The sequence below is a fragment of the Pseudomonas sp. FW215-R2 genome, assembly GCF_058789255.1.
This window is the reverse complement of record NZ_JBYTBO010000006.1, coordinates 62,568-86,509: the sequence shown is the minus strand read 5'-3', so window position 1 is coordinate 86,509 and position 23,942 is coordinate 62,568. Positions and strand designations below refer to the sequence as shown.

29 protein-coding genes are annotated in these 23,942 nt (G+C 61.5%); 15 read left to right on the top strand and 14 right to left on the bottom strand.

Annotation, left to right across the window (positions count from 1 at the left end; all coding sequences use genetic code 11):
* Position 1 precedes the first annotated feature (1 nt).
* Positions 2–793: a YfaP family protein gene (locus AC3WRD_RS10540; protein WP_096820761.1), complete on the bottom strand. Its 792-nt coding sequence runs from the start codon at positions 791–793 to the stop codon at positions 2–4.
* Between the two features lie 364 nt (positions 794–1,157).
* Here AC3WRD_RS10540 and AC3WRD_RS10535 point away from each other — a divergent pair, with 364 nt between their 5' ends.
* From AC3WRD_RS10535 to AC3WRD_RS10520, 4 genes are all read left to right on the top strand, one after another.
* Positions 1,158–1,400: an exodeoxyribonuclease VII small subunit gene (locus tag AC3WRD_RS10535; protein ID WP_007894317.1), complete on the top strand. Its 243-nt coding sequence runs from the start codon at positions 1,158–1,160 to the stop codon at positions 1,398–1,400.
* Positions 1,397–2,284 carry a (2E,6E)-farnesyl diphosphate synthase gene (gene ispA, locus AC3WRD_RS10530; RefSeq protein ID WP_102620866.1) on the top strand — a complete coding sequence of 296 codons (888 nt, stop codon included), beginning with the start codon at positions 1,397–1,399 and terminating at the stop codon, positions 2,282–2,284. The genes AC3WRD_RS10535 and ispA overlap by 4 nt, the downstream gene beginning before the upstream one ends.
* 91 nt (positions 2,285–2,375) lie before the next feature.
* Entirely contained in the window at positions 2,376–4,274 is a 1,899-nt protein-coding gene (dxs, locus tag AC3WRD_RS10525; RefSeq protein ID WP_102620867.1) for a 1-deoxy-D-xylulose-5-phosphate synthase, read from the top strand.
* Positions 4,275–4,413: 139 nt separating this feature from the next.
* Positions 4,414–6,297, top strand: coding sequence for a TonB-dependent receptor domain-containing protein (locus AC3WRD_RS10520; protein ID WP_102620868.1), 1,884 nt, complete (start codon positions 4,414–4,416; stop codon positions 6,295–6,297).
* A gap of 3 nt (positions 6,298–6,300) precedes the next feature.
* On the opposite strand, the gene AC3WRD_RS10515 is transcribed toward AC3WRD_RS10520, so the two are convergent.
* The 12 genes from AC3WRD_RS10515 to nrdR all read right to left on the bottom strand — a co-directional run bounded on the left by AC3WRD_RS10515 (position 6,301) and on the right by nrdR (position 14,998).
* Positions 6,301–7,101, bottom strand: coding sequence for a cobalamin-binding protein (locus AC3WRD_RS10515; protein WP_102620869.1), 801 nt, complete (start codon positions 7,099–7,101; stop codon positions 6,301–6,303).
* Positions 7,101–7,520: an MFS transporter gene (locus tag AC3WRD_RS10510; protein WP_096820755.1), complete on the bottom strand. Its 420-nt coding sequence runs from the start codon at positions 7,518–7,520 to the stop codon at positions 7,101–7,103. The genes AC3WRD_RS10515 and AC3WRD_RS10510 overlap by 1 nt, the downstream gene beginning before the upstream one ends.
* Positions 7,517–8,134 (bottom strand): GTP cyclohydrolase II, encoded by a 618-nt coding sequence (ribA, locus tag AC3WRD_RS10505; protein WP_065259552.1) that lies wholly within the window; start codon positions 8,132–8,134, stop codon positions 7,517–7,519. Before ribA ends, AC3WRD_RS10510 begins: the two co-directional genes overlap by 4 nt.
* Positions 8,135–8,267: 133 nt before the next feature.
* Positions 8,268–9,005 (bottom strand): substrate-binding periplasmic protein, encoded by a 738-nt coding sequence (locus AC3WRD_RS10500; protein ID WP_102620870.1) that lies wholly within the window; start codon positions 9,003–9,005, stop codon positions 8,268–8,270.
* A 28-nt stretch (positions 9,006–9,033) separates the two neighbouring features.
* Positions 9,034–9,537 carry a phosphatidylglycerophosphatase A family protein gene (locus AC3WRD_RS10495; RefSeq protein WP_096820753.1) on the bottom strand — a complete coding sequence of 168 codons (504 nt, stop codon included), beginning with the start codon at positions 9,535–9,537 and terminating at the stop codon, positions 9,034–9,036.
* Positions 9,534–10,499, bottom strand: a complete 966-nt coding sequence (gene thiL / locus AC3WRD_RS10490) for a thiamine-phosphate kinase (protein WP_096820752.1) — start codon at positions 10,497–10,499, stop codon at positions 9,534–9,536. Before thiL ends, AC3WRD_RS10495 begins: the two co-directional genes overlap by 4 nt.
* An 18-nt stretch (positions 10,500–10,517) precedes the next feature.
* Positions 10,518–11,018 (bottom strand): transcription antitermination factor NusB, encoded by a 501-nt coding sequence (gene nusB, locus AC3WRD_RS10485; RefSeq protein WP_096820751.1) that lies wholly within the window; start codon positions 11,016–11,018, stop codon positions 10,518–10,520.
* Positions 11,015–11,491: a 6,7-dimethyl-8-ribityllumazine synthase gene (ribH, locus tag AC3WRD_RS10480; protein WP_003228649.1), complete on the bottom strand. Its 477-nt coding sequence runs from the start codon at positions 11,489–11,491 to the stop codon at positions 11,015–11,017. Before ribH ends, nusB begins: the two co-directional genes overlap by 4 nt.
* Before the next feature lie 91 nt (positions 11,492–11,582).
* Positions 11,583–12,674, bottom strand: coding sequence for a bifunctional 3,4-dihydroxy-2-butanone-4-phosphate synthase/GTP cyclohydrolase II (gene ribBA / locus AC3WRD_RS10475; RefSeq protein ID WP_065259547.1), 1,092 nt, complete (start codon positions 12,672–12,674; stop codon positions 11,583–11,585).
* A 16-nt stretch (positions 12,675–12,690) separates the two neighbouring features.
* Complete coding sequence (locus AC3WRD_RS10470; protein ID WP_102620871.1) at positions 12,691–13,356, bottom strand: riboflavin synthase; 666 nt, start codon at positions 13,354–13,356, stop codon at positions 12,691–12,693.
* 47 nt (positions 13,357–13,403) lie between these two features.
* Positions 13,404–14,537: a bifunctional diaminohydroxyphosphoribosylaminopyrimidine deaminase/5-amino-6-(5-phosphoribosylamino)uracil reductase RibD gene (gene ribD, locus AC3WRD_RS10465; RefSeq protein WP_102620872.1), complete on the bottom strand. Its 1,134-nt coding sequence runs from the start codon at positions 14,535–14,537 to the stop codon at positions 13,404–13,406.
* Complete coding sequence (nrdR, locus tag AC3WRD_RS10460) at positions 14,534–14,998, bottom strand: transcriptional regulator NrdR (RefSeq protein WP_003228656.1); 465 nt, start codon at positions 14,996–14,998, stop codon at positions 14,534–14,536. The genes ribD and nrdR overlap by 4 nt, the downstream gene beginning before the upstream one ends.
* Before the next feature lie 128 nt (positions 14,999–15,126).
* Between nrdR and AC3WRD_RS10455 the strand changes: the two genes are divergently transcribed.
* Genes AC3WRD_RS10455 through trxA form a run of 3 tightly spaced genes read left to right on the top strand, consistent with a single transcriptional unit; the run spans position 15,127 to position 17,156 of the window.
* On the top strand, positions 15,127–15,591 hold the full coding sequence (locus AC3WRD_RS10455; protein ID WP_102620892.1) for a YbaY family lipoprotein: 465 nt from the start codon (positions 15,127–15,129) through the stop codon (positions 15,589–15,591).
* Positions 15,588–16,244, top strand: coding sequence for a class I SAM-dependent methyltransferase (locus tag AC3WRD_RS10450; RefSeq protein ID WP_085712325.1), 657 nt, complete (start codon positions 15,588–15,590; stop codon positions 16,242–16,244). The genes AC3WRD_RS10455 and AC3WRD_RS10450 overlap by 4 nt, the downstream gene beginning before the upstream one ends.
* Positions 16,245–16,283: 39 nt before the next feature.
* Positions 16,284–17,156 carry a thioredoxin gene (gene trxA, locus AC3WRD_RS10445; protein WP_102620873.1) on the top strand — a complete coding sequence of 291 codons (873 nt, stop codon included), beginning with the start codon at positions 16,284–16,286 and terminating at the stop codon, positions 17,154–17,156.
* A gap of 4 nt (positions 17,157–17,160) precedes the next feature.
* Here trxA and AC3WRD_RS10440 read toward each other — a convergent pair whose 3' ends face one another.
* Entirely contained in the window at positions 17,161–17,517 is a 357-nt protein-coding gene (locus AC3WRD_RS10440; protein WP_096820748.1) for a hypothetical protein, read from the bottom strand.
* Between the two features lie 125 nt (positions 17,518–17,642).
* Between AC3WRD_RS10440 and AC3WRD_RS10435 the strand changes: the two genes are divergently transcribed.
* From AC3WRD_RS10435 to AC3WRD_RS10400, 8 genes are all read left to right on the top strand, one after another.
* On the top strand, positions 17,643–18,224 hold the full coding sequence (locus AC3WRD_RS10435; protein ID WP_255261922.1) for a PAAR domain-containing protein: 582 nt from the start codon (positions 17,643–17,645) through the stop codon (positions 18,222–18,224).
* Positions 18,221–19,171, top strand: coding sequence for a CHAP domain-containing protein (locus tag AC3WRD_RS10430; RefSeq protein WP_096820747.1), 951 nt, complete (start codon positions 18,221–18,223; stop codon positions 19,169–19,171). Before AC3WRD_RS10435 ends, AC3WRD_RS10430 begins: the two co-directional genes overlap by 4 nt.
* Entirely contained in the window at positions 19,168–19,731 is a 564-nt protein-coding gene (locus AC3WRD_RS10425; RefSeq protein ID WP_096820746.1) for a hypothetical protein, read from the top strand. The genes AC3WRD_RS10430 and AC3WRD_RS10425 overlap by 4 nt, the downstream gene beginning before the upstream one ends.
* 157 nt (positions 19,732–19,888) lie before the next feature.
* Positions 19,889–20,491, top strand: coding sequence for a DUF2796 domain-containing protein (locus AC3WRD_RS10420; protein ID WP_102620874.1), 603 nt, complete (start codon positions 19,889–19,891; stop codon positions 20,489–20,491).
* A 15-nt stretch (positions 20,492–20,506) separates the two neighbouring features.
* Complete coding sequence (locus tag AC3WRD_RS10415; RefSeq protein WP_096820744.1) at positions 20,507–21,217, top strand: ABC transporter ATP-binding protein; 711 nt, start codon at positions 20,507–20,509, stop codon at positions 21,215–21,217.
* Position 21,218: 1 nt separating this feature from the next.
* Positions 21,219–22,484, top strand: a complete 1,266-nt coding sequence (locus AC3WRD_RS10410) for an ABC transporter permease (protein ID WP_096820743.1) — start codon at positions 21,219–21,221, stop codon at positions 22,482–22,484.
* Between the two features lie 11 nt (positions 22,485–22,495).
* Entirely contained in the window at positions 22,496–23,014 is a 519-nt protein-coding gene (locus tag AC3WRD_RS10405) for a DUF3299 domain-containing protein (RefSeq protein ID WP_096820927.1), read from the top strand.
* 158 nt (positions 23,015–23,172) lie between these two features.
* Entirely contained in the window at positions 23,173–23,871 is a 699-nt protein-coding gene (locus tag AC3WRD_RS10400) for an OmpW/AlkL family protein (RefSeq protein ID WP_007955593.1), read from the top strand.
* Positions 23,872–23,942 lie beyond the last annotated feature (71 nt).

Here is a 23,942-nt window from a genome sequence, read left to right as displayed (position 1 = left end):
CTTAATAGTTGAAAGTCTTGACCAGCAGCAGATCACCGATGGCCCGCAGGGGCACGATGAACGTTTCGCGTTTTTCGTCGACAGTGTTTTCGTTGAGCACCAGCGTGATCTGCGAGGTGATGACCTCGTTCTGGTTGCTGGTCTCCTCGAAGTTATAGCCGCCGTCGCCGAAGTTGCCCCAATAGTTGACGTAAACCAGATAGGTGCCATGCAACGGCGCGGTCATGGTGAACATTTCCGGGCCGGGGCCGTCGACACCGTCCGGGTCCAGACCGCCGCCGTTGGTCAACGCCGTGTGGGCGAAAAACGCATGCTGGCCGTCAGGCGTAATGATGTGCAGGTCGAGTTCAGCCTTGGGATCGTCCCAGCCGAGCACCACGCGAATCCGCGCCGGCGTACGCAGGTTGTTCGCTTCGTAGAACTGCACGCGCTTGAGCGACTGGCCTTCGGCGCTGCGCACTTCGACGCTGTTGGAGCCTGCGCCAAATGCATAAGGCCGGGCGAAACGCCCATCGTCGTCGGTGTACAGGTTCAGCGGATTGCCGTTGACCGCCAGGGTGTGCGGCCCGCGCTGGTTGCCGATGGCCTTGAGCTGGCCCTGGATCATCGTGCGATTACGCTGGATGCCGCGATCGATCGGCGGCGTGGGATAGGCGACTTGCGGGTTTTCACTGCGGTCGAGCAAACCGTTATAGCGCCAGCCGCCCACTGGTTCTGACAGATCAGCGCTCGGCGCCGCCCATAGAGCGGGGGCGCAGGCCAACCCGACCAGCAGCAAAAGAAATGAACGCATGTGATGCCTCCTGCCATGCCTGAACGAAACCTTGCACCCGATCCTCGGTACTTCACAGCGGTGAAAACTGCGTTTCGTCTGAAAGACCCGTGACTGTCGGGTCGTAGAAGGCGCGAAGGTTAGCGATTCGGCAGTTTTTTAACAATCGGATACATCTTGAAATGCGGTAGGAATCACGCACATTTACCAGGCGTGAGCCGAATAGCGGACTTATTCGGCTCACAAAATGAGCCGAATAATTTTCATATCCTTCAAAACCCGTTTCCCATCCGTCCGCCATGGCCGGAAAACCGCCGCTCATTTGCCCATAAACCCCCTATCTGCTAGTGTCGCGCCGGTTTAACGTCAACCGGAATTAGCCGCCATGGCCCGCAAAAAAGCTGCACTGGATTTCGAACAGTCCCTCGCCGACCTGCAAACACTGGTCGAGCGTCTGGAGAACGGTGAATTGTCGCTGGAAGACTCGCTGACCGCTTTCGAGCAGGGCATCGGCCTGACCCGTGACTGCCAGGCAGCGCTGGCCCAGGCCGAGCAGAAGGTCCAGGTGTTGCTGGAGCGCGATGGCGAGCTGGCCGAGGAACCCTTCGACGCGGATCAGCCAGAATGATCGCGGCGTATTCGGCGACCAGCCAGGCGCGGGTCAATGCGGCACTGGAAACCCTGTTCAACGCACCACTGCCAGAGCTGGCGCGGCTTTACGAAGCAATGCGCTACAGCGTGATGAACGGCGGCAAACGCGTGCGTCCATTGCTGGCCTACGCCGCGTGCGAAGCCCTCGGCGGCAAGGCCGAGCAGGCCAACGGCGCGGCGAGTGCAGTGGAGTTGATCCACGCCTATTCGCTGGTACACGACGATTTGCCGGCGATGGACGACGACGATCTGCGTCGCGGCCAGCCGACCACCCACAAGAAATTCGATGAAGCCTGCGCGATTCTTGCCGGCGACGGTTTGCAGAGCCTGGCGTTCAGCGCCCTGCTCGACCCGCGCATGAGCGACCTGAGCGCGGATATCCGTCTGCAACAGGTCACGGCGCTGGCGCACGCGGCAGGCCCGGCCGGCATGGTCGGCGGTCAGGCCATCGACCTCGGTTCGGTCGGTCTGAAGCTCGATCAGAAAGCCCTTGAACAAATGCACCGGCACAAGACCGGCGCGCTGATCGAAGTCAGCGTCAAGCTCGGCGCCCTGGCCAGCGGCCGCGCCGAGAAGGATGAACTCAAGGCCCTGCAAAGTTATGCACAGGCCATCGGCCTGGCGTTCCAGGTGCAGGACGACATCCTCGACGTCGAAAGCGATACCGAAACCCTCGGCAAACGCCAGGGTGCCGACATTGCCCGCGACAAGCCGACCTACCCGGCCCTGTTGGGTCTGGACGCAGCCAAGGCCTATGCCCTGGAACTGCGCGATCAGGCGTTGCATGCACTGCGACCGTTTGACGCGGCCGCCGAGCCATTGCGCGATCTGGCCCGGTATATCGTCGACCGGCGCAACTAAAGGCTAATCAGCCAAAAAAGACCAACGCGTGGGCAGGGGACGATGCATCAGGTAAACTGCCGCATCTTTTATACCTATAACGATTCGCCTGATGCCCACGACGTTCCATGAGATTCCCCGCAAGCGCCCGACCACGCCCCTGCTCGACCGCGCGAACACGCCGGACGGCCTGCGCCGGTTAGGCGAAGCCGAGCTGGAAACCCTGGCTGATGAGTTGCGCCTGGAATTGCTCTACACGGTCGGCCAGACCGGTGGGCATTTCGGTGCCGGCCTGGGCGTCATCGAGCTGACCATCGCGTTGCATTACGTCTTCGACACCCCGGACGACCGGCTGGTGTGGGACGTCGGTCATCAGGCCTATCCGCACAAGATCCTCACCGGTCGCCGCGAGCGCATGGAAACCCTGCGCCAGAAGGACGGCATCGCTGCCTTCCCGCGTCGCTCCGAGAGCGAGTACGACACCTTTGGCGTCGGCCACTCCAGCACCTCGATCAGTGCCGCGCTGGGCATGGCCATCGCCGCCCGCCTGCAGAACAGTGATCGCAAGGCGATTGCCGTGATCGGTGACGGCGCATTGACCGCCGGCATGGCCTTCGAGGCGCTGAACCATGCGCCGGAAGTGAACGCCAACATGCTGGTGATCCTCAACGACAACGATATGTCGATCTCGCGCAACGTCGGCGGTCTGTCGAACTATCTGGCGAAGATCCTTTCCAGCCGCACTTACGCGAGCATGCGTGAAGGCAGCAAGAAAGTCCTGTCGCGCCTGCCAGGCGCCTGGGAAATCGCCCGTCGCACCGAAGAATACGCAAAAGGCATGCTGGTTCCCGGCACCCTCTTCGAAGAACTGGGCTGGAACTACATCGGCCCGATCGATGGCCACGACCTGCCGACCCTGATCGCCACCTTGCGCAACATGCGCGATCTGAAAGGCCCGCAGTTCCTGCACATCGTCACCAAGAAAGGCAAAGGCTTCGCCCCGGCGGAAGTCGACCCGATCGGTTACCACGCCATCACCAAGCTCGAACCGCTGGGCGCCCCGGCCGCTGCGCCGAAGAAGGCCGGCGGGCCGAAGTATTCCGGCGTGTTCGGTGAATGGCTGTGCGACATGGCCGCTGCCGACCCGCGTCTGGTGGGCATCACCCCGGCGATGAAGGAAGGTTCGGATCTGGTGGCGTTCAGCGAGCGTTTCCCGCTGCGCTACTTCGACGTGGCGATTGCCGAGCAACACGCCGTGACCCTCGCGGCCGGCATGGCCTGCGAAGGCGCCAAACCGGTGGTGGCGATCTACTCGACGTTCCTGCAGCGCGGCTACGACCAGTTGGTGCATGACGTCGCGGTGCAGAACCTCGACGTGCTGTTCGCCATCGACCGCGCCGGTCTGGTGGGCGAAGACGGCCCGACCCACGCCGGCAGTTTCGATCTGTCGTTCCTGCGCTGCATCCCGGGCATGGTCATCATGACCCCGAGCGATGAAAACGAACTGCGCAAGATGCTCACCACCGGTCACCTGTACAACGGCCCGGCGGCGGTGCGTTACCCGCGCGGCACCGGCCCGAACGCGACCATCGAGAAAGACCTCGAACCGATCGAGATCGGCAAGGGTGTGGTTCGTCGTCAGGGCAGCAAGGTCGCCCTGCTGGTGTTCGGCGTGCAACTGGCCGAAGCGCTGAACGTCGCCGAAACACTGGACGCCACCGTGGTCGACATGCGTTTCGTCAAACCGATGGACGAAGCGCTGGTGCGTGAAATCGCCGCCAGCCACGACCTGCTGGTGACCATCGAAGAGAACGCGATCATGGGCGGTGCCGGTGGCGCGGTCAGCGAATTCCTCGCCCGTGAAAACATTCTCAAGTCGGTGCTGCACCTGGGCTTGCCGGACGTTTACGTCGAACACGCCAAACCGGCGCAGATGCTGGCCGAGTGCGGGCTGGACGAGGCAGGGATCGAAGCGGCGGTGCGCGAGCGCCTGGAGCTGCTTAACAAGTAAAACGCAATGCCCATGTGGGAGCGAGCCTGCTCGCGATAGCGCACTGTCAGTCACTTCAATGTCGACTGACACACCGCAATCGCGAGCAGGCTCGCTCCCACATTGATTTGCGCACACCGGAAATACCAACGGAATACCGATGAACCTCTCGCGCCTCGCCTTGCCCCTTCTCCTGCTGCCAACCGCCAACGCCCTCGCCGATACCTTCGAACGCGATCAGGCCCTGAAGCTGCCGGACATGCTGATCAGCGCCAACCGCCAGGTGGAAGCTCGCAACGACAGCAGCGCCGCCAACACCGTGTTCACCCGCGAAGACATCGAGCGCCTGCAACCGAGCAGCGTCACCGACCTGCTGCAACGGGTACCGGGCGTGCAAGTGGCGCAAACCGGCGGGCGCGGCAGTCTGCCGGGGATCTACATTCGTGGTACCCAGTCGGCGCAAAGCCTGGTGCTGGTCGATGGCCAGCGCATCGGCAACTCCACCTCCGGCGACAGCAACCTGCAACACCTGAACATCGAGCAAATCGAACGCGTCGAAGTGCTGCGCGGTTCGCGTTCGGTGATCTATGGCAGCGATGCAATTGGTGGGGTGATTCAGATCTTCACCCGGCGCGGCGGCGAACAAGGCTTGCAGCCGCGGATGCATGTCGGATTCGGCAGCCATCAGACCTGGGAGCGCAGTGTCGGCCTGTCCGGCGGCGACGAGAAAACCCGCTTCAACCTCGGCGCCAGCCTTGATGAAACCGCCGGCCTCGACCGCACCCACGAGTCGTATCCCAGCGACAGCGACCACGACGCCTACCGCAACAAATCCATCAGTCTGAGCCTCAGCCATGCGCTGACCGATGATGTCGAAGTCGGCGCCAACCTGCTGGATAACCGTGGCAAAAGCGAGTTCGACAACCCGTTCGGACGCTTCGACCCAGTCACCTTCGACTCCGTCCAGCAGCAGCCCTACAGCGATTTCACCGTCAGCAGTTTCAGCAGCTACATCGACGCGCGGATCAACGAGCGCTGGAAATCGCGCCTGGAACTCGGCCACAGCGAAAACCGCGAGAAGACGTTCGACAAGCTCAGCGACGAACGCTCGGTGTTCAACACCTACCGCGACTCGGTGACCTGGCAGAACGACCTGACCCTGGATGCGCGCAACAGCCTGATCCTCGGCGGTGACTGGTACGAAGACCGGGTCAACAGCAGCACCGCGTTCGACGAAGACAGCCGTTGGAACCGTGCTGCGTTCATCCAGCATCGCTTCCAGGCCGACAGTTTCTCCACCGAGCTCGGCCTGCGCCGTGACGACAATCAGCAGTTCGGCGGGCAGAACAGCTGGAGCGGCACGCTGACATTGCCGGTCAACCCGGACAACGATCTGTTGCTCAGCTACAGCGAAGGTTTCCGCGCACCGACCTTCAACGACCTGTACTACCCGGACTTCAACAACCCTGATCTGAAACCGGAAACCTCGAAAAGCTACGAGCTGCAATGGCGCAGCCAGTTGAGCGACAGCAGCCGCCTCGAAGCCTCGCTGTATCGGACAGACCTGGAAGACGCGATCATCTTCGGCAGCAACTCCCGGCCAGAGAACGTCGCGTCGGCGCGGATCAACGGCTTTGAGGCAGCGCTGAAACAGGAACTGCTGGGCTGGCAGAGCAACCTCGGCGTCGCAATCATCGACCCCCGCGACCGCGACACCGGCCACACCTTGGCGCGCCGTGCACGCCGGACGTTGAGCTGGGATCTGGACCGGCAGTTCGATCGTCTCGGTCTCGGTGCCAGTTGGCAGGCCGTCAGCAGCAGTTATGACGACCTGAACAATCAACAACCATTGGGTGGTTATGCGCTGCTCGGACTGCGCAGCAGCTGGGCGCTGAACCGTGAAATCAAGCTGGATTTCAAGGTGGATAACCTGCTGGACAAGGGTTACAGCCGAGCGCTGTACAGCCATGACGGCAGTCAGTATGGCTATCGCGAGGAAGGTCGGGCGTTCATGTTCGGGGTGACCTGGACGCCACAGCTGTAGCGGTCAACGGTCTGGCGCAATCAGTTGGCAGAGTTTGGCGGTCGCCTCGATCATCTGCCCGCTCGGACGCTCCAGACCTTTGTCGGTGACCAGCAGCAACTGCCTGTGCTTGACCGCTGCCACCTGCGGCCAGGCGCTCCATGCGTTCAGTTGTGACTGGTCGCCGGCCAAAATCACTTCGGGGTCACGCTGTAAAACGGCTTCGATGCTCACCTGCGGCGCCGGCAATGTCAGGTCGGCAAACACATTGCGTGCACCGCACACTTCAAGCGCATCGCTGATGATCTGCCCGCCACCGACGGTGTACAGCGGCTTGTCCCAGACCTGGTAGAACACCCGCAACGGTGTTTCCCGCCGATAGCGCTGGCGCAGGTCATCAAGCTTGCGCCGCAACCCGGTCGCCCGCTCAACCCCGCGCTCAGGGCGACCAAGCTGCGCAGCGATGGCTTCGATCTGCGTGATCAACTGCTCGAAACTGTGGGGTTCGGCAACGAAAGTCGGGATGTTCAGGCGTTTGAGCTGATCGCGCTGGGCCGGGCCGACACTGCCGGGCCACAGCAGCAACAAGTCAGGCTTGAGGCTGAGCAGCCGCTCCATGTCGAGCTGACCATAACGACCCACCGAAGGCACATCCTTGATCGCAGACGGCCGGTCACCGGCATCCAGCACACCCACCAACAGATCGGCCGAATCCAGCTCGACGACGATTTCAGACAAGGATGGCGCGAGACTGACCACTCGCAGAGCGGCCAGGGTTTCGCTGCTGACGGCCAGTAGCAGAACTGCCAGCCAGAGACGACGCATCAACCGAGTTGACGCGGGATACGGTAGAGGTAGAACAGCACCGCCGTGGACAGCGCCAGCAACATCAGCGGCACGGCCTCCAGGCCGACGAACACCGCCAGTGCACCGATCCACGCCGGCAACCCCGCCACCAGAAACGCTGTGCGACGACGAGCCGCAAGGGCTATCCACGCAGCGGGTTCTTCAGGGGTATCGAGGGCTTTTTGCGTGGCGATCAGCGCATGTTTGTAACGGCCGAAAAACTTCAGGCTGACAAACATCGAGGCCACGCCGGCAATGAAAAACGGCATCGCCAGCACCGGCATGATCGCTTCGCTCTCGCCGAACACGGCATTGAGAACAAACAGCGGCACCAGCGCCAGCGCCAGGTATTTCCACCAGGCGACTGACAGACGGCGCCGCACCTGACCGCGAGTCACGCCCGGTCTACCTCGCCCTGATGTTCGTTGCCCATCATGTGGTCGAGTTTGCTGGCCTTGGTCGCCAGGTAGAGTTTGTTGTGCGGGTTGTGGCCTGTGTGCAGCGGCACGCGCTCGGCGACGACGATATTCATGTCGGTCAGGGCTTTGACCTTGCGCGGGTTGTTGGTCATCAGGCGCAGGGATTTCACGCCCAGATGCTCAAGCATCGGCAGGCACATGGCGTAGTCACGCTGGTCGGCGGCAAAACCCAGACGCTCGTTGGCTTCAACGGTATCGGCGCCACCGTCCTGCAACTCGTAGGCACGGATCTTGTTCAGCAGGCCAATGCCACGGCCTTCCTGACGCAGGTACAGCAACACGCCACGACCTTCACGGGCGATCGCCTTGAGGGCGGCCTCCAGTTGCGAGCCGCAGTCGCAACGCTGACTGAACAAGGCATCGCCGGTCAGGCATTCGGAGTGCAACCGGCCGAGTACCGGGGCACCGTCGGCAATCTCACCCAGGCTCAGCACAACGTGCTCGCGGCCGGTGGCTTCATCGAGAAAACCGTGCATGGTGAATTGCGCAAAAGGCGTTGGCAGCTTGGAAGCGGCGACAAAAACGACAGGCACCGGTGTGCTCCTGATCTAAAAAGTCTGAAGATTCGCTGGGCGGCATTGTAACAGCAGGTTCCTGCAGACGCTTAGGCTGAATTATCGGCCATAACGATCAAAAAGTTTGATAACAGGCCCGAGATCATCGCGTTTACTCGAACGGATACGGCTGCTTCCAGTGCTCGAAGATCGGTTTCAGCTCGCCGCTTTTCACCAGTTGTTCCATGCGCTGGTCGTAGATCGACATCAGTGCGCGGGCCTGCGGGGTGTCGGCGAAACCGAGGTACAGCGGCAACTCCGCCAGATGCGAGTAATGGTATTGCGAAGGGTCGGCGGCGTTTCTCACCACCGCTTCGATTTCCGTCAGCGCATCGATGTAGTAATCCGCCCGCCCCTGCTTGAGCATCGACAGGATTCCGGTGCGGCGTTCGATCTGGTTGAAGCGCTTGACGTTCGGCAGGTAGGTTTCATACCGATAACCCCGCACCCAGGCCAGTCGGTACTTGCCAAGGTTCGCCTGGGTCGGCGACGGATTGCTGGCAAGGCCGAGTGCGTAGATGTGGTCGGAATCGAAGTTCCATTTCGGGTACAGCACCTGCTCGGCTTCACCGCGATAGGAGCCGACCAGTGCGTCGACTTCCTTCAGTTGCACCAGGCCCACCGAACGGGTGTACGGCACGGAGCGGATATCCAGAGTCACACCGGCCGGCTCGAACACTTTGCGCAACACGTCCCAGCCCAGGCCGTGGCCGTCGGCAGCGGTGTAGTCTTCCCACTCTTCGCTGGCCAGGTGAATGACTGACGGTGGGGCGTCCTGCGCCTGTGCCACCGCACCGACCAGTACACCCAGCAGGGTAAAAAACAGTATCGCCAAGCCGCGTCGAGCCATCCCTGTGTCCCTCATCCACGCCTTGAAATCAGGCGAAAATCCACACCAGTCCCTGCATCGCCAGCCAGGCGAACACGCCCGCCAGCACGTCGTCGAGCATGATGCCGACGCCGCCATGCACATGCCGGTCGATCCAGCGGATCGGCCATGGCTTGAGGATGTCGAAGAAGCGGAACATCAAAAACCCGGCGAGCAACCAGTACCAGCCTTCCGGCACCAGCCACAGGGTGATCCACATCCCGACCATTTCGTCCCAGACGATGCCTTCGTGGTCGTGTACCCGCAGATCGTCGGCGACCTTGCCGCACAGCCAGAAGCCGAACAGCATGGTGATCCCGAGCATCAGCCAGTAACCCCAGTCGGGCAACATCTGCCACAACGGAATAAAGGGTAGCGCAACTAACGACCCCCACGTGCCCGGTGCTTTCGGCAAGGTGCCGGAACCGAAGCCGAACGCGAGGAAATGCCAGGGGTTGCGCCAGACCGACGGCGGAACGAACTCGCCGGGAACCTGTTTCGGGTGATCTGTCACGGTGACTCCTGAAAATGTTGATAACCCCGGATTTGCGGGGTGATGTCATGCCCTTCGCGATCCAGCAGCACCACGCCCTGCCCCTCGGCCACGCGCCCGATCACATGGATCGGCCAGCCATCGGCCAGCAGCGCCGGCAATTCGACGGACGGCAAGGTAAAGGCCAGCACGTAATCATCGCCACCACTCAACGCCGCACGCTCGGCGCCGCGCTGACCGAGAAACGCCACCAGCGCCTCCGACAGCGGCACGCGCTCACGCTCGACTTCGAGGCGAACCTTCGAGGCCAGTGCAATGTGGCCGCAATCGGCGAGCAAGCCATCGGAGATATCCAGCGCCGACGTAGCCTTGCCACGCAAGGCCTGACCGAGGGCGAGTTGCGGTTGCGGCGACCAGTAATGATCGAGCAACGGCTGTGCGATGTCCGGCTCGGCTTCGCGCTGGCCGAGCACCAGCGGCAAGGCCCCTGCGGCATTGCCCAGTTCGCCGCCGACGCACAGCAGATCGCCCGGCTGCGCGCCGCTGCGGGTCAGGGCCTTTCCGGCCGGGACGCGACCGAACACGGTGACGGTCAGGCTCAACGGCCCACGCGTCGTGTCACCGCCAACCAGTGCCACGCTGCAGCTTTGCGCCATACGGTTCAAACCACGGGCATAGGCTTGCAGCCAATCGGCAGTCACCGTCGGCAAGGTCAGGGCAAGGGTAAAGGCAACGGGCGTGGCGCCCATGGCAGCGAGGTCGCTGACCGCCACGGCCAGCGAGCGCTGACCGAGCAGAAACGGATCGCAGGGATCGGCGAAATGCACGCCGGCCACCAGCGTATCGGTGGAAATCGCCAGCTGCTCCCCGGAAGGAACCGCCAGCAAGGCGCAGTCGTCGCCGATCCCCAGTGCAACGCCTTCGCCACCCTGCGCACAAGGCGCGGCGGCGAAGAAATTGCGGATCAGCTCAAACTCGCCCATTGCGATATCAAGCGCTGATCAGCGCTTGAACGCCTTGACTTCAGCTTCACGCAGGCGCGGAGCCAGCTTGTCGAGAACGCCGTTGACGAACTTGTGGCCGTCGGTGGAACCGAACACCTTGGCCAGTTCGATACCTTCGTTGATCACAACGCGGTACGGCACGTCGACGCGCTTGAGCAGCTCCCAGGTGGACAGACGCAGAACCGCCAGTTCAACCGGGTCCAACTCTTCGATCGCCAGATCCAGGCAAGGCGTGAGCGCGTTGTCGATTTCGGTGCGGCTGGCCGGAACCCCGTGCAGGATTTCGCGGAAATACGCGCCATCGACATCGGTAAAATCGTTATCGACCCGGAATTGCGCTTCGATCTCGTTCAGCGAAGCCTTGGCCATGTGCCATTGATACAGAGCCTGAGTCGCGAGCTGACGGGCTTCGCGGCGCTTGACGCTCTTCGATGGCTTGCCGGCATCCGCAGGTTTCGGATCGCGCGGGTTGAAACGATCGCTTTCGTCGCTAATCACTTGGCCTCCAACTGCGCCAGCAGGCTGACCATTTCCAGAGCGGACAGGGCAGCTTCAGCACCTTTGTTGCCGGCCTTGGTGCCGGAACGTTCGATGGCTTGCTCGATGGAATCAACGGTCAGGACGCCGAAAGCGACCGGTACGCCGAATTCCATGGACACCTGGGCCAGGCCCTTGGTGCACTCGCCAGCCACGTATTCGAAGTGCGGAGTGCCGCCACGAATGACCGCGCCCAGGGCGATGATTGCTGCGAACTCGCCTTTCTGGGCGACTTTTTGCGCAACCAGCGGGATTTCGAAGGCGCCAGGTGCGCGGATGATGGTGATGTCGCTTTCGCTCACGCCGTGGCGAACCAGGGCATCAACTGCACCGCTGACCAGGCTTTCAACCACGAAACTGTTGAAACGGCCTACTACCAAAGCGTAGCGGCCTTTAGGGGCGATGAAGGTACCTTCGATGGTCTTCAGGGTCATTCGTCAGATCTCTTAAAGAGCCGGGACGCGTCTGTTTCGCGTCCCTCAGTGATTTATTTGCCGCGAATTCGGGTCCGGAAACAACCGGTCATTATTCGGAGGGCACGTATTCTACAACTTCCAGATCGAAACCGGATATCGCATTAAATTTCATCGGTGCGGACATCAGGCGCATTTTGCGCACACCGAGGTCACGCAGGATCTGCGAACCGGCACCGACGATGCTGTAGGTGGTCGGTTTTTTCACCGCCGCCTGATCGCCGGTTTCGCGGATGTGCGCCAGCAACACGTCGCCATCGAGCGGGTGACCGAGCAGCAGCACCACACCGCTGCCGGCCTCGGCAACCGCAGCCATGGCGGCGCGCAGGCTCCAGCGACCCGGTTGCTTGACCATCAGCAGGTCGCGCAGCGGGTCCATGTTGTGCACGCGAACCAGGGTCGGTTCTTCGGCGCAAACGGTGCCCAGGGTCAGTGCCATGTGCACGTCGCCTTCCACGGAATCACGATAGGTCACCAGGTTGAATTGGCCCAGTTCGCTGTCCAGTGGCTGCTCGGCAATCCGCTGAACGGTACGTTCGTGGATCATCCGGTAGTGAATCAGGTCGGCGATGGTGCCGATCTTGATGTTGTGTTCGGCCGCGAAAGCTTCCAGTTCGGCGCGACGGGACATGGTGCCGTCGTCGTTCATCACTTCGCAGATCACGCCGCTCGGCTCGAAACCGGCCATGCGTGCCAGGTCGCAAGCCGCTTCGGTGTGACCGGCGCGCGCCAGGGTGCCACCGGCCTGAGCCATCAGCGGGAAGATGTGGCCCGGGCTGACGATGTCTTCGGCTTTCGCGTCTTTCGCCGCAGCCGCTTGCACGGTGCGCGCGCGGTCAGCGGCGGAGATGCCGGTGGTCACGCCTTCGGCGGCCTCGATCGATACGGTGAACTTGGTGCCGAAACCGGAACCGTTGCGCGGCGCCATCAGCGGCAGCTTCAGGGTTTCGCAGCGCTCGCGGCTCATCGGCATGCAGATCAGGCCACGGGCGTGCTTGGCCATGAAGTTGATGTGCTCGGCCTTGCAGCATTCGGCGGCCATGATCAGGTCGCCTTCGTTCTCGCGGTCTTCGTCATCCATGAGGATGACCATCTTGCCTTGGCGGATGTCTTCAACCAGTTCTTCGATGCTATTGAGCGCCACAAGGCACCCCCTTCAGTCAGGATTTGAGGTAGCCGTTGGCGGCCAGAAAGCTTTCAGTGATCGTACCGCCGGCGGTCGGCTCTGCAGCCTTGTCGCCCAACAGCAGGCGTTCGAGATAACGCGCCAGCAAGTCGACTTCCAGGTTCACCCGGCGACCTGGCTTGTAGGACGCCATGATGGTTTCGCTCAAGGTGTGCGGGATGATCGTCAGCAGAAATTCGGCGCCATCGACCGCGTTCACGGTCAGACTGGTGCCGTCGACGGTGATCGAGCCTTTGTGGGCGATGTACTTGGCCAGCTCTTTCGGCGCGCGGATGCGAAATTCCACGGCGCGGGCATTATCGCTGCGCGAGACCACTTCGCCGACACCGTCGACGTGACCGCTGACCAGATGTCCGCCGAGACGGGTGGTCGGGGTCAGGGCTTTTTCCAGGTTGACCGGGCTACCGCTCTTCAGGTCATTCATGGCGGTGCAGTCGAGGGTTTCGCGACTGACGTCGGCGGCAAAGCCGTCGCCCGGCAGCTCTACAGCGGTCAGGCACACGCCGTTGACCGCGATGCTGTCGCCGAGTTTGACGTCGCTCAGGTCGAGCTTGCCGGTTTCGACATGCACCCGCACATCACCGCCCTTTGGGGTCAGTGCGCGGATACTGCCGATGGATTCGATGATGCCGGTAAACATGGGGTTCTCCTTGAGAACGAAGCCAGCGCTAACGCGATGGCCGGGAATTATACGCTCGCCGATGAGACAGGGATTGCAGTGACTCGCCAGTCATCGCCAACCGCGCGAATTTCTGTGATTTTCAGCTCCGGCGCATCCTTCATATAGGCTAGCGGCCAGTCCAGCAACGGACGCGCCGTGGAGCCGAGAAACTTGCCGGCGATGAAGATCACGAACTCATCGACCAGGCCGAGCTGGGCAAACGCACCGGCCAGTCGCGGGCCGGCCTCGACCAGCACTTCGTTGACGCCACGGCTGGCCAGTTCAATCAGCAATTGGCGCAGATCGACCTGACCGTCATCACCCGGCACGATCAGGCATTCCGGGCCGTGGGCATATTGCTCTTCGATGGCCACGCAGGTCGCGACCAGCGCCGGGCCAGCCTTGAAGAACGGCGCATCCAGCGGCACCCGCAGACGCCCGTCGATCAGCACGCGCAGCGGCGGACGGCTCAGGGCCAGCGCGGTTTGCTCGGCATCCAGACCCAGCTCATCGGCACGAACGGTCAGTCGTGCGCCATCGGCCAGCACCGTGTCGGCGCCTGTCAGCACCACGCTGGCCTGGGCGCGCAAACGCTGCACCGCCGAACGTGCGGCAGGCCCGGTGATCCATTGGCTCTCACCGCTCTCCATCGCCGTGCGACCGTCGAGGCTCATGGCCAGCTTCACACGAACGAACGGCAAGCCGTGTTCCATGCGTTTCAGAAAACCTTGATTGAGCTTGCGCGCTTCGCCTTCCAGCACACCGCTTTCGGTGGCGATGCCGGCATCGGCCAGACGCTGCAATCCGCGTCCGGCGACTTGCGGATTGGGATCGCGCATCGCCGCAACCACCCGACCGACGCCGGCATTCACCAGTGCATCGGCGCACGGCGGTGTACGACCGTGATGGCTGCAAGGTTCGAGGGTGACGTAAGCCGTGGCGCCCCGGGCCAGCTCACCGGCGGCGCGCAGGGCGTGTACTTCAGCGTGGGGTTCGCCGGCACGTTCATGCCAGCCTTCGCCGACAATCTGCCCGTCGCGCACGATCACACAGCCGACCCGTGGATTGGGATGGGTCGTGTAATGCCCTTTGCGCGCCAATTCCAGGGCCCGGGCCATGAAGTGGGCGTCGAGGATGGCCTGTTCGGCGGCGCTGGTCATTCTTTCACCGGTTCACGGGCGAGGCGGTCGATCTCTTCGCGGAACTCGTTGAGGTCCTGGAAGCGGCGATACACGGAAGCGAAACGGATGTAGGCGACTTCATCGAGCTTTTGCAGCTCGGCCATCACCAGTTCGCCGACCACGAGGGATTTGACCTCGCGTTCGCCGGTGGCGCGCAGCTTGTGTTTGATGTGCACCAGCGAGGACTCGAGACGCTCGACGCTCACCGGACGTTTCTCCAGGGCGCGCTGCATGCCGGCGCGGAGTTTTTCTTCGTCGAACGGTTGGCGGCTGCCGTCGGTTTTGATCAGGCGCGGCAACACCAGTTCGGCCGTCTCGAACGTCGTGAAACGTTCGCCGCAGGCCAGGCATTCACGCCGGCGGCGCACCTGTTCGCCCTCGGCGACCAGACGCGAGTCGATGACCTTGGTGTCGTTGGCACCGCAGAAGGGACAGTGCATGGTGGCTGGCAACAAAAAAAGGGAGGGCCATGGTAGCGCATCCCGGTGGCAAGACAAGCCATAGGCTTTGCGGTATACAGACTGCCATGATCGTTTGATCCATGGATTTCATTTTGCTGGAGCCGCCAATGTCGTTACGACCGCTCGTTTTGCTCAGTGTTTTCAGCCTGCTGGTGGCCTGTGGCAGCGACGCGCCCAAGCCGCAGCCGCCAACACCGGGCCCGGCGCCGCAACAGGCGCAGAAAAAGGCCAAGGAAGCTGCCGACCTCGGCCCGCTGCCTGCGTATCAACGTGAACTGAGTGGCACCCTGCAAGGCGTGCCGGCTGGCGCCGAAGTCGAACTGGCGCTGCTGGTGATCGACGAGAAAGGTCGCCCACAGCAGTTACTCGCCAGCTCCAGCCTGATCGGCAACAACCAGGTTCTGCCGTTTCGCCTGCGTTTCAACCCTGACGCCTTCCCGGCCGGCGCGCGGGTCGAACTGCGGGGCCGCGCCACTCAATCCGGCCAGTTGATCCTGCACCTGCCGTCGCAGACCATCAGCCAGCCGACCACCCAGGCGCTGGGCCAACTGCAATTTGTCAAAGCCCCATGAATGCACCGTTAGACCTGCAACAGGCGCTGGGCGAGTTGCTCGGTGATGCCCGGCTGGTGGCCTGCCCGCTGCCGGACACTGATCTGAAACTGTGGCTGATCGACGGCGACAACATGGCCCGGGAGTTCAGCCCGGACGAAACCCGGCGAATCCTGCACGAACCGCCGTACTGGAGTTTCTGCTGGGCCAGCGGCCTGGCGGTGGCGCGTTACCTGGCGGAATTTCCCGAGTGGGTGCGTGGCAAACGCGTACTGGATTTCGGCGCCGGTTCCGGGATCGCCGGGATTGCCGCCGTGAAGGCAGGAGCACTGGAAGTGGTGGCCTGCGACCTTGATCCGCTGGCGATTGCCGCCTGCCGGGCCAACGCTGAACTCAATGACGTGCAGATGAGTTATTCCACGGACTTCTTCGCCGAGGCGGATCGCTTCGATCTGATCCTGGTGGCCGACGTTCTGTACGACCGCGAGAACCTGCCGCTGCTCGATGCGTTTCTCAGTCGCGGTCGCGAAGCATTGGTGGCGGATTCGCGGGTCAGGGATTTCCGTCATCCGCTGTACCGGCGGATCGAAATGCTCGAAGCCATGACCCTGCCGGATCTGGCCGAGCCCGAAGAGTTTCGCCATGTCAGCCTCTACCACGCGGCCCGCGCCTGACCGTATAGTTGCCCCATTCACGCTTTTACGAGATACCCCATGAGTCAGCAAACGCCGTACATTTTCGACGCCACGACGGCCGACTTCGACCAGTCGGTGATCGAGGCTTCTTTTCAAAAACCGGTGCTGGTGGATTTCTGGGCCGAATGGTGCGCGCCGTGCAAGGCGCTGATGCCGATGCTGCAAGGCATTGCCGAGAGCTATCAGGGCGAGTTGCTGCTGGCCAAGGTTGACTGCGACGTCGAGCAGGACATCGTCGCCCGCTTCGGTATCCGCAGCCTGCCGACCGTGGTGCTGTTCAAGGACGGTCAACCGGTGGACGGTTTCGCCGGGGCCCAGCCGGAGTCCGCCGTGCGTGCCCTGCTCGAACCGCATGTGAAGATGCCGCCACCGGCAGCCGCCGATCCATTCGAACAGGCTCAGGCGCTGTTCGACGAAGGCCGTTACGCCGATGCCGAAGCCGCGCTGGTGGTGATGCTCAATGAAGACAACACCAACGCCAAGGCGCTGATCCTGTATGCCCGCTGCCTGACCGAGCGCGGTGAACTGGGCGAAGCGCAAACCGTGCTCGACGCGGTCAAAAGCGACGAGCACAAAGCCGCACTGGCCGGTGCCAAGGCGCAGATCAAGTTCCTTGGTCTGGCCCGCGACCTGCCGGACGCCGCCGACCTGAAAAGCCGTCTGGCGCAGAACCCGCAGGACGATGAAGCGGTGTATCAACTGGCGATCCAGCAACTGGCCCGTCAGCAATACGAAGCGGCGCTGGACGCTCTGCTCAAGCTGTTCATCCGCAACCGCAGCTACGGCGAAGGCCTGCCACACAAGACCTTGCTGCAAGTGTTCGAACTGCTGGGTAACGATCACCCGTTGGTGACCGCTTACCGGCGCAAGGTGTTTGCGGCGCTGTACTAAGCGCTTACTCGATCCAGCTGTAGAGCGGCGTATCCCCGCCGCTCAGCACTTTCACGTCGGATGAATGACGCAGGCGCACCAGCAAGCGCTTGCCCGCCGCCGCGCTGCCGGTCAGCCCTTCGAGTTGATCCAGCAGCTCCGGCCCGCTGAGTTGCCCGGCCTTGCGCAACAAATCCCTGGCGACCTGCCACAACGCGTCATCCTGATTCACCGGTTTCGCCACCGGCGCCACGGCTGCTTGCGGCTGGGCCGCCTGCACCTGCACGCCAAACTGCGAACCGAGCCGCGCCCAGTCGCTTTCATCCAGTTCCAGGGTCAAATCCACCGGCAACTCGCCAACGGTTCCGCGTATCCGCAACATAACTTCGCTCCCGCACATTTCTGACCTGCATGCTCCCATGGGACTTGTGTAACGCCAAGTGTCAGAAGCTGGCGACGCTTGCCTTATCGGCTACATTTCTTCTTTTTTTCATGGGAAGGAACCCCATGTCTTCAGGAAGAAAACTGGCGTCGAAGGGAGGCCCCACCTCTACAGGTGGCGTGATTCTCGAAGGAAACGAAAACCTGCGTATCGAAGGCAAAATCATCGCCTCGATCGGGCAACTTGCCAGTTGCCCGGCGTGCAGTGCTGGCCAAGGACCGATTGTCGCCGTTGGCGAAAGAACTCTGATCCTGCCCGCCGGCCCAGCTGCACTGGAGGGTGACTATATCGCCTGCGGCTGCCCGCCCATGGCCAACAAACTGCTCACTCAGCAACACAGCGGCTTCGCCGGCATTGGCCGTCCAGCGCCCATCGATATGGGCCCTTCGATTACCGCCCCGACTTCACATCGCTATCTGCAAGTCATCATCGAACGCCTGGACGACTCCCAGAAACCAGGACTTGCCTACAGACTCAAAGACAAGAAAAAAACAGCCGTCCTGCAAGACATCACCTGTAATGCAACAGGCGAAGGCTGCGAACACCCTGTGGAAAGCCATTCGGATTACGACACTCTGTTGGTCGGTGAAGAGTCCGAGTGGACGTTTTACGCTTATGAAGAATCCCTGAATCAGGACTTGCCATGAAGTCGGAAATCAAACTCGTCTTTAAAGACTTTCTGATGCAGCCACCAAAAGGCGTGAAGTTTCAGTTGCTGATCGACGGACTTGTCATTGATGACAACATCGTTCAAAACGATGACAAACCCCGCATCTACTCACTCGTTTCGGACAAGACTCAAACCGCTATTACCCGCTTGGACGCCCAGAAATTACCTTCGATAAAAAGCCGTGACAGCTACGAAGTCACCGTTCAAATTGTTGGTAACTCCGGCGCAAAAAAGGCAATGCATACAGCCACGCTGAATTCAGGTAAATCGCTGTCGATAGTTGCAGTATCACCTTGGGTAAAAGTGCCCCTATCCACCAGCGGCAAAGTCTCTAACGACACATTCTACGAGGTCGAGTATGGCGTCAAACGGAGGGATGAAACCCGCACCGTAAAGGTGGTCATCCAGGACATGCCGCGCCGCATACTGATGGAGGCGCTATCACACCGAGGTTCGACTGAATGGGCCGGCAACAAAGTCAAACATTCTTTACCGCATCCAACGCTTAAGAAAAGCGTGGAGTTCAGGGCGGAATCAAACAAGTGCAATGTGTTCGTCTATGACGTATTGACTGCCATCGGTGTCAACGTGGCGATGATCGAACATGGCTCTTCAAAATACATCCCGGGCTATTCCAAAGTGAGCCCGCCAACCGCAGGGGAATGGGCAGATGAGACCCGGCTGCTCAATAGTTGGAACGCAGAGAAATCTCCCCTACCCGGAGACGTTGGTGCGTATGCTGTCAATTACTCTGATGCCAGCGGTCACGTCGGATTTGTTCTGACTCAAGGTGTCTGCATTTCAGCAGGCTGGGACAAAATCGAAGTCAACGACGCAGGTTTTCGAATCGCATCGGGTAATGCTGCTCGCAGTGACCACGACTTCACCATCTTCCGACGTTACAAGTACAGCAAACCACAATGAAACGACTCTGGATAATCCTGGCTGCTTCACTCCTGCTCGTTGTGGCATGGCGCTTTTGGTCGCCTGCCGACCTTTCAGCCTGCACCTCCGAAGGCGCAGCACCAGGGCCGTTGAGCGCCATCATTCACAATTACTTTGAAAGTAATAGACGTATCGGATGGCGCGATATGGATGACCGCTTCGACATACTCTCTACTCCCGAAGGCCAAAAAATTGCCGGCCAACCAAAGCCGTACGCATGTGAAGCGTTACAGATACTGCAAAATCCCGCGTTCAGTGAGAGTGAAAAAATCTTCACTACGGCGTTGATGTTCCAGTTGCCGATCAGTCAGTACATGGGCTTCATGGATCGCAGCCATCAACTCTACTCAGAGCACAAAATAGATCCGGAGGTCATGAAGGTGGTGGTACTTCCGCGTGGAACGGCGATCAACTACTGGTGGCTTCCAGCCTGGCGCCAGCGCTTCACTCGCGATGCTCCGAACCTGCTCGACGAAAGTCTGATCCGCCATGTGCTAACGGGAGGCTACTGGTTCGACTATCCCGGCGCCGGATTCTGATTCAAAAATCGTGACATTCAATCTACGTGCCGCTCCGGGAACATCCCGGACGGTGCTCAGTGATGCCTTGCGCAAAGCGTGCGGGGCGGGCAAACTCTGCGCACTTTCGTTATAAGATTACATAACAAACTCTTCACTTTACTTCCCGGAGTTCGCCATGCGTCGTCTGCTGCTCGCTTTGCCGTTTGCCCTGTTGCCACTGGCCATCGCCCAGGCTGCCGATGAGCATGACCACGATCATGAACACGGCAGCCTCGGTGCCCACGAACATGGCGTCGGTCGCCTGAACGCTGCGCTCGACGGCCAGACCCTGGAACTGGAGCTGGAAAGCCCGGCGATGAACCTGGTCGGCTTCGAACACGTCGCCACCAGCGATGCCGACAAGGCCAAGGTCGCTGCCGCTCGCGCGCAACTCGAAAAACCGCTGGCGCTGTTCAGCCTGCCGGCCGCCGCCGGTTGCAAGGTCACCCGTCAGGAACTGTCGAGCCCGCTGTTCGGTGACAAGCCGGATGCCGACGATCATGACGACGATGACCACGATGAAGACGCCAAGGGCGGCGAAGCGCATCACCACGATCACAGCGAAATCCACGCTCACTACCAGTTCACCTGCGCAGCACCGGGCGCCTTGACTACTCTGGATCTGGCGAACATTTTCAATACCTTCCCGGCGACCCAGAAAATTCAGGTACAACTGATCAGCCCGAACGGCCAGCAAGGCACGGAAGTGACGGCCAAATCCGCCGCCCTGAAATTCTGATCACGAACCGGCACCATGACCCAAGCACTCATCGAACTGTCCGACCTGGGCTTCAACTGGCCCGGTCACCCGCCGCTGCTGGACATCCCGGCGTTTCGTCTGGAACCGGGTGAAACCCTGTTCCTCAAGGGCCCCAGCGGCAGCGGCAAGACCACCCTGCTCGGCCTCCTCGGCGGGGTGCAGAAGCCCGGTCGCGGCAGCATTCGCCTGCTCGGCCAGGAACTGACCGAACTGGGTGCCGGCGCTCGCGATCGCTTTCGTGTCGATCACACCGGCTACATCTTCCAGCAGTTCAACCTGCTGCCGTTTCTCTCGGTGCGCGAGAACGTCGAGCTGCCGTGCCACTTTTCGAAGCTGCGCGCAGAACGTGCGAAACAGCGTCATGGCAGTGTCGATCAGGCAGCCGCCACCCTGCTCGCCCACCTGGGCTTGAAGGACGAAGGCATTCTCGGACGCCGTGCCGATTCGCTGTCGATCGGTCAACAGCAACGGGTTGCCGCTGCGCGCGCGTTGATCGGTCAGCCGGAACTGGTGATCGCCGACGAGCCGACCTCGGCATTGGATTACGACGCCCGGGAAAACTTCATTCGCCTGTTGTTCGCCGAGTGCCGTGAGGCCGGGTCGAGCCTGTTGTTCGTCAGCCACGACCAGAGTCTGGCGCCGCTGTTCGACCGTCACCTGTCCCTGGCCGAACTCAATCGCGCCGCCACGTCTGCCGAGGTCTGAGATGTATCTGTTCCGTCTGGCCATGGCCAGCCTCGCCAACCGCCGCTTCACCGCCCTGCTCACCGCGTTCGCCATCGCCCTCTCCGTCTGTCTGCTGTTGGCAGTGGAACGGGTGCGCACCGAAGCCAAGGCCAGTTTCGCCAGCACCATCAGCGGCACCGACCTGATCGTCGGCGCCCGTTCCGGTTCGGTGAACCTGCTGCTGTATTCGGTGTTTCGCATCGGCAACGCCACCAACAACATCCGCTGGGACAGCTTCGAACACTTCGCCAGCAACCCGAAGGTGAAGTGGGCGATCCCGATGTCCCTCGGCGATTCCCATCGCGGCTATCGGGTGATGGGCACCACCGAAGCCTATTTCGAGCATTACCAGTACGGTCGCCAGCAGCATCTGGAACTGGCCGACGGCCGCGCCTTTGCTACCGATCCGTTCGAAGTGGTACTCGGTGCCGAAGTGGCCGAGGCGCTGCATTACAAGCTCGGCGACCAACTGGTACTGGCCCACGGTGTGGCGGCGATCAGTCTGGTCAAGCACGATGACAAACCGTTCACCGTGGTCGGCATTCTCAAGCGCACCGGCACGCCGGTGGACCGCACGTTGCACATCAGCCTCGGTGGCATGGAGGCAATCCACATCGACTGGCACAACGGTGTGCCGGCCCGTGGCAACGGGCGGATCAGTGCCGATCAGGCGCGCAACATGGACCTGACGCCGCAAGCGATCACCGCGTTCATGCTCGGCCTCAACAGCAAGATTTCCACCTTCGCGCTGCAACGGGAGATCAACGAATTCCGTGGCGAACCGATGCTGGCGATCCTGCCAGGTGTGGCCTTGCAGGAACTCTGGAGCCTGATGAGCACCGCTGAAAAAGCGCTGTTCGTGGTCTCGTTGTTCGTGGTGCTGACCGGGTTGATCGGCATGCTCACGGCGATTCTCACCAGCCTCAACGAACGCCGCCGCGAGATGGCGATCCTGCGTTCGGTGGGTGCGCGGCCGTGGCACATCGCGAGCCTGCTGGTGCTGGAGGCATTTGCTTTGGCGCTGACCGGGGTGATCGCCGGGCTGGCGTTGCTGTACATCGGCATCGCCGCGGCACAGGGTTATGTGCAGGCCAATTACGGCTTGTATCTGCCGCTCGCATGGCCAAGCGAGTATGAATGGACGCTGCTCGGTGGCATTCTGGCTGCCGCGCTGCTGATGGGCAGCGTGCCGGCCTGGCGCGCGTATCGCCAATCATTGGCCGATGGCCTGTCGATCCGTTTATGAGGATGTTCACCATGCCCCGCGCTGTCCTTGCGCTGCTGTTGCTGGTCGCCCTGCCCGTGTGGGCAGCGGCGCCGAAAGACCTGACCTGGTCGGAGATGATCCCGCCGGACGCGGCGCCCGAAGTGCCGAACATGACGCCGCTGCATGACCTGTCGAAGATGAGCGACGCGCTGTCCGCCGAATCCGCGCCGGCAGCCAAGCAGGACTTGCCCAACGCACCGGTGGTGCAAAGCCTCGACGGCCAGAACATCCGCCTGCCGGGCTACATCGTGCCGCTGGAAGTCAGCGAGGAAGGCCGCACCACGGACTTCCTGCTGGTGCCGTATTTCGGCGCCTGCATCCACGTGCCGCCACCACCGTCGAACCAGATCGTGCATGTGAAAAGCGCCGTCGGCGTGAAGCTCGACGAGCTGTATCAGCCGTACTGGGTCGAGGGGCCGTTGCAGGTCAAGGCGTCCACCAGCGAACTGGCCGATGCCGGGTATCAGATGGACGCAGACAAGATTTACGTCTACGAGCTGCCGGAGTAAATCCGGCAATCAGTTATAGCCCGCCAAATCGGCTTCGCGAGCAAAGGTTCCACAAAAAAACCGTCCATCACTGTTTCATTGAGCTGAGTCAAAAGACCGTATCAGACGGATTCGTACCATAGGACATCAAACATTTTTAACGTCCTTTGGGAGCTTCCATGAACAAGTCCTTGCTCAGCGCTTCGCTGTTTGCCCTCGCGCTCGCAGCCCCGCTCGCCCACGCCCACGAAGCCGGCGACATCATCGTTCGTGCCGGTGCGATCACCGTCAACCCGAAGGCCGACAGCTCCAGCGTCAAGGTCGATCAGGGTCCGCTGAGCGGCACCAACCTGGGCGGCAAGGCGACCATGAGCAGCGACACCCAACTGGGTCTGAACTTCGCCTACATGCTGACCAACAACATCGGTATCGAGCTGTTGGCCGCATCCCCGTTCGAGCATGACGTGAAGCTCAAGGGCACCGCACTGCCAGCCGCCAACGGCAAGCTCGGCACCCTGAAACACCTGCCGCCGACCCTGAGCGTCGTCTACTACCCGCTGGACGCGAAGTCGGCGTTCCAGCCGTACATCGGCGGCGGCATCAACTACACCTGGATCTACGACGAACACGTCGGCAGCGAAGCCCAGTCCAACGGCTTCAGCAACTTCAAGGCGAAAAACTCCTGGGGCCTGGCCTGGCAGGTCGGTGCGGACTACATGTTGACCGACAACATCATGCTCAACGCCCAGGTGCGCTACATCGACATCGACACCCGCGCCACCGTCGAGAACAACGCCGTTGCGCCGGGCACCCGAGCAAAAGTGAATGTTGATGTCGATCCATTTGTGTACATGGTCGGTCTGGGCTACAAGTTCTAAGCGAGCAATCAAAGAACGTTCACGTGGTGGTGAATGAGGCTTGGTGGCGGGCAGACTCAGAACTGACGGCG

Bases quoted from the DNA above. Each gene is read 5' to 3' on its own strand.
- AC3WRD_RS10435 (WP_255261922.1), top strand. From the start codon at position 17,643: ATGTCTTCAGGAAGAAAACTGGCGTCGAAGGGAGGCCCCACCTCTACA.
- AC3WRD_RS10520 (WP_102620868.1), top strand. From the start codon at position 4,414: ATGAACCTCTCGCGCCTCGCCTTGCCCCTTCTCCTGCTGCCAACCGCC.
- AC3WRD_RS10415 (WP_096820744.1), top strand. From the start codon at position 20,507: ATGACCCAAGCACTCATCGAACTGTCCGACCTGGGCTTCAACTGGCCC.
- dxs (WP_102620867.1), top strand. From the start codon at position 2,376: ATGCCCACGACGTTCCATGAGATTCCCCGCAAGCGCCCGACCACGCCC.
- AC3WRD_RS10515 (WP_102620869.1), bottom strand. From the start codon at position 7,101: ATGCGTCGTCTCTGGCTGGCAGTTCTGCTACTGGCCGTCAGCAGCGAA.
- AC3WRD_RS10535 (WP_007894317.1), top strand. From the start codon at position 1,158: ATGGCCCGCAAAAAAGCTGCACTGGATTTCGAACAGTCCCTCGCCGAC.
- AC3WRD_RS10500 (WP_102620870.1), bottom strand. From the start codon at position 9,005: ATGGCTCGACGCGGCTTGGCGATACTGTTTTTTACCCTGCTGGGTGTA.
- AC3WRD_RS10425 (WP_096820746.1), top strand. From the start codon at position 19,168: ATGAAACGACTCTGGATAATCCTGGCTGCTTCACTCCTGCTCGTTGTG.
- AC3WRD_RS10440 (WP_096820748.1), bottom strand. From the start codon at position 17,517: ATGTTGCGGATACGCGGAACCGTTGGCGAGTTGCCGGTGGATTTGACC.
- AC3WRD_RS10405 (WP_096820927.1), top strand. From the start codon at position 22,496: ATGCCCCGCGCTGTCCTTGCGCTGCTGTTGCTGGTCGCCCTGCCCGTG.
- AC3WRD_RS10420 (WP_102620874.1), top strand. From the start codon at position 19,889: ATGCGTCGTCTGCTGCTCGCTTTGCCGTTTGCCCTGTTGCCACTGGCC.
- AC3WRD_RS10430 (WP_096820747.1), top strand. From the start codon at position 18,221: ATGAAGTCGGAAATCAAACTCGTCTTTAAAGACTTTCTGATGCAGCCA.
- ribD (WP_102620872.1), bottom strand. From the start codon at position 14,537: ATGACCAGCGCCGCCGAACAGGCCATCCTCGACGCCCACTTCATGGCC.
- AC3WRD_RS10400 (WP_007955593.1), top strand. From the start codon at position 23,173: ATGAACAAGTCCTTGCTCAGCGCTTCGCTGTTTGCCCTCGCGCTCGCA.
- AC3WRD_RS10410 (WP_096820743.1), top strand. From the start codon at position 21,219: ATGTATCTGTTCCGTCTGGCCATGGCCAGCCTCGCCAACCGCCGCTTC.
- AC3WRD_RS10470 (WP_102620871.1), bottom strand. From the start codon at position 13,356: ATGTTTACCGGCATCATCGAATCCATCGGCAGTATCCGCGCACTGACC.
- AC3WRD_RS10455 (WP_102620892.1), top strand. From the start codon at position 15,127: ATGTCGTTACGACCGCTCGTTTTGCTCAGTGTTTTCAGCCTGCTGGTG.
- thiL (WP_096820752.1), bottom strand. From the start codon at position 10,499: ATGGGCGAGTTTGAGCTGATCCGCAATTTCTTCGCCGCCGCGCCTTGT.
- ribH (WP_003228649.1), bottom strand. From the start codon at position 11,491: ATGACCCTGAAGACCATCGAAGGTACCTTCATCGCCCCTAAAGGCCGC.
- nrdR (WP_003228656.1), bottom strand. From the start codon at position 14,998: ATGCACTGTCCCTTCTGCGGTGCCAACGACACCAAGGTCATCGACTCG.
- ispA (WP_102620866.1), top strand. From the start codon at position 1,397: ATGATCGCGGCGTATTCGGCGACCAGCCAGGCGCGGGTCAATGCGGCA.
- trxA (WP_102620873.1), top strand. From the start codon at position 16,284: ATGAGTCAGCAAACGCCGTACATTTTCGACGCCACGACGGCCGACTTC.
- AC3WRD_RS10450 (WP_085712325.1), top strand. From the start codon at position 15,588: ATGAATGCACCGTTAGACCTGCAACAGGCGCTGGGCGAGTTGCTCGGT.
- AC3WRD_RS10540 (WP_096820761.1), bottom strand. From the start codon at position 793: ATGCGTTCATTTCTTTTGCTGCTGGTCGGGTTGGCCTGCGCCCCCGCT.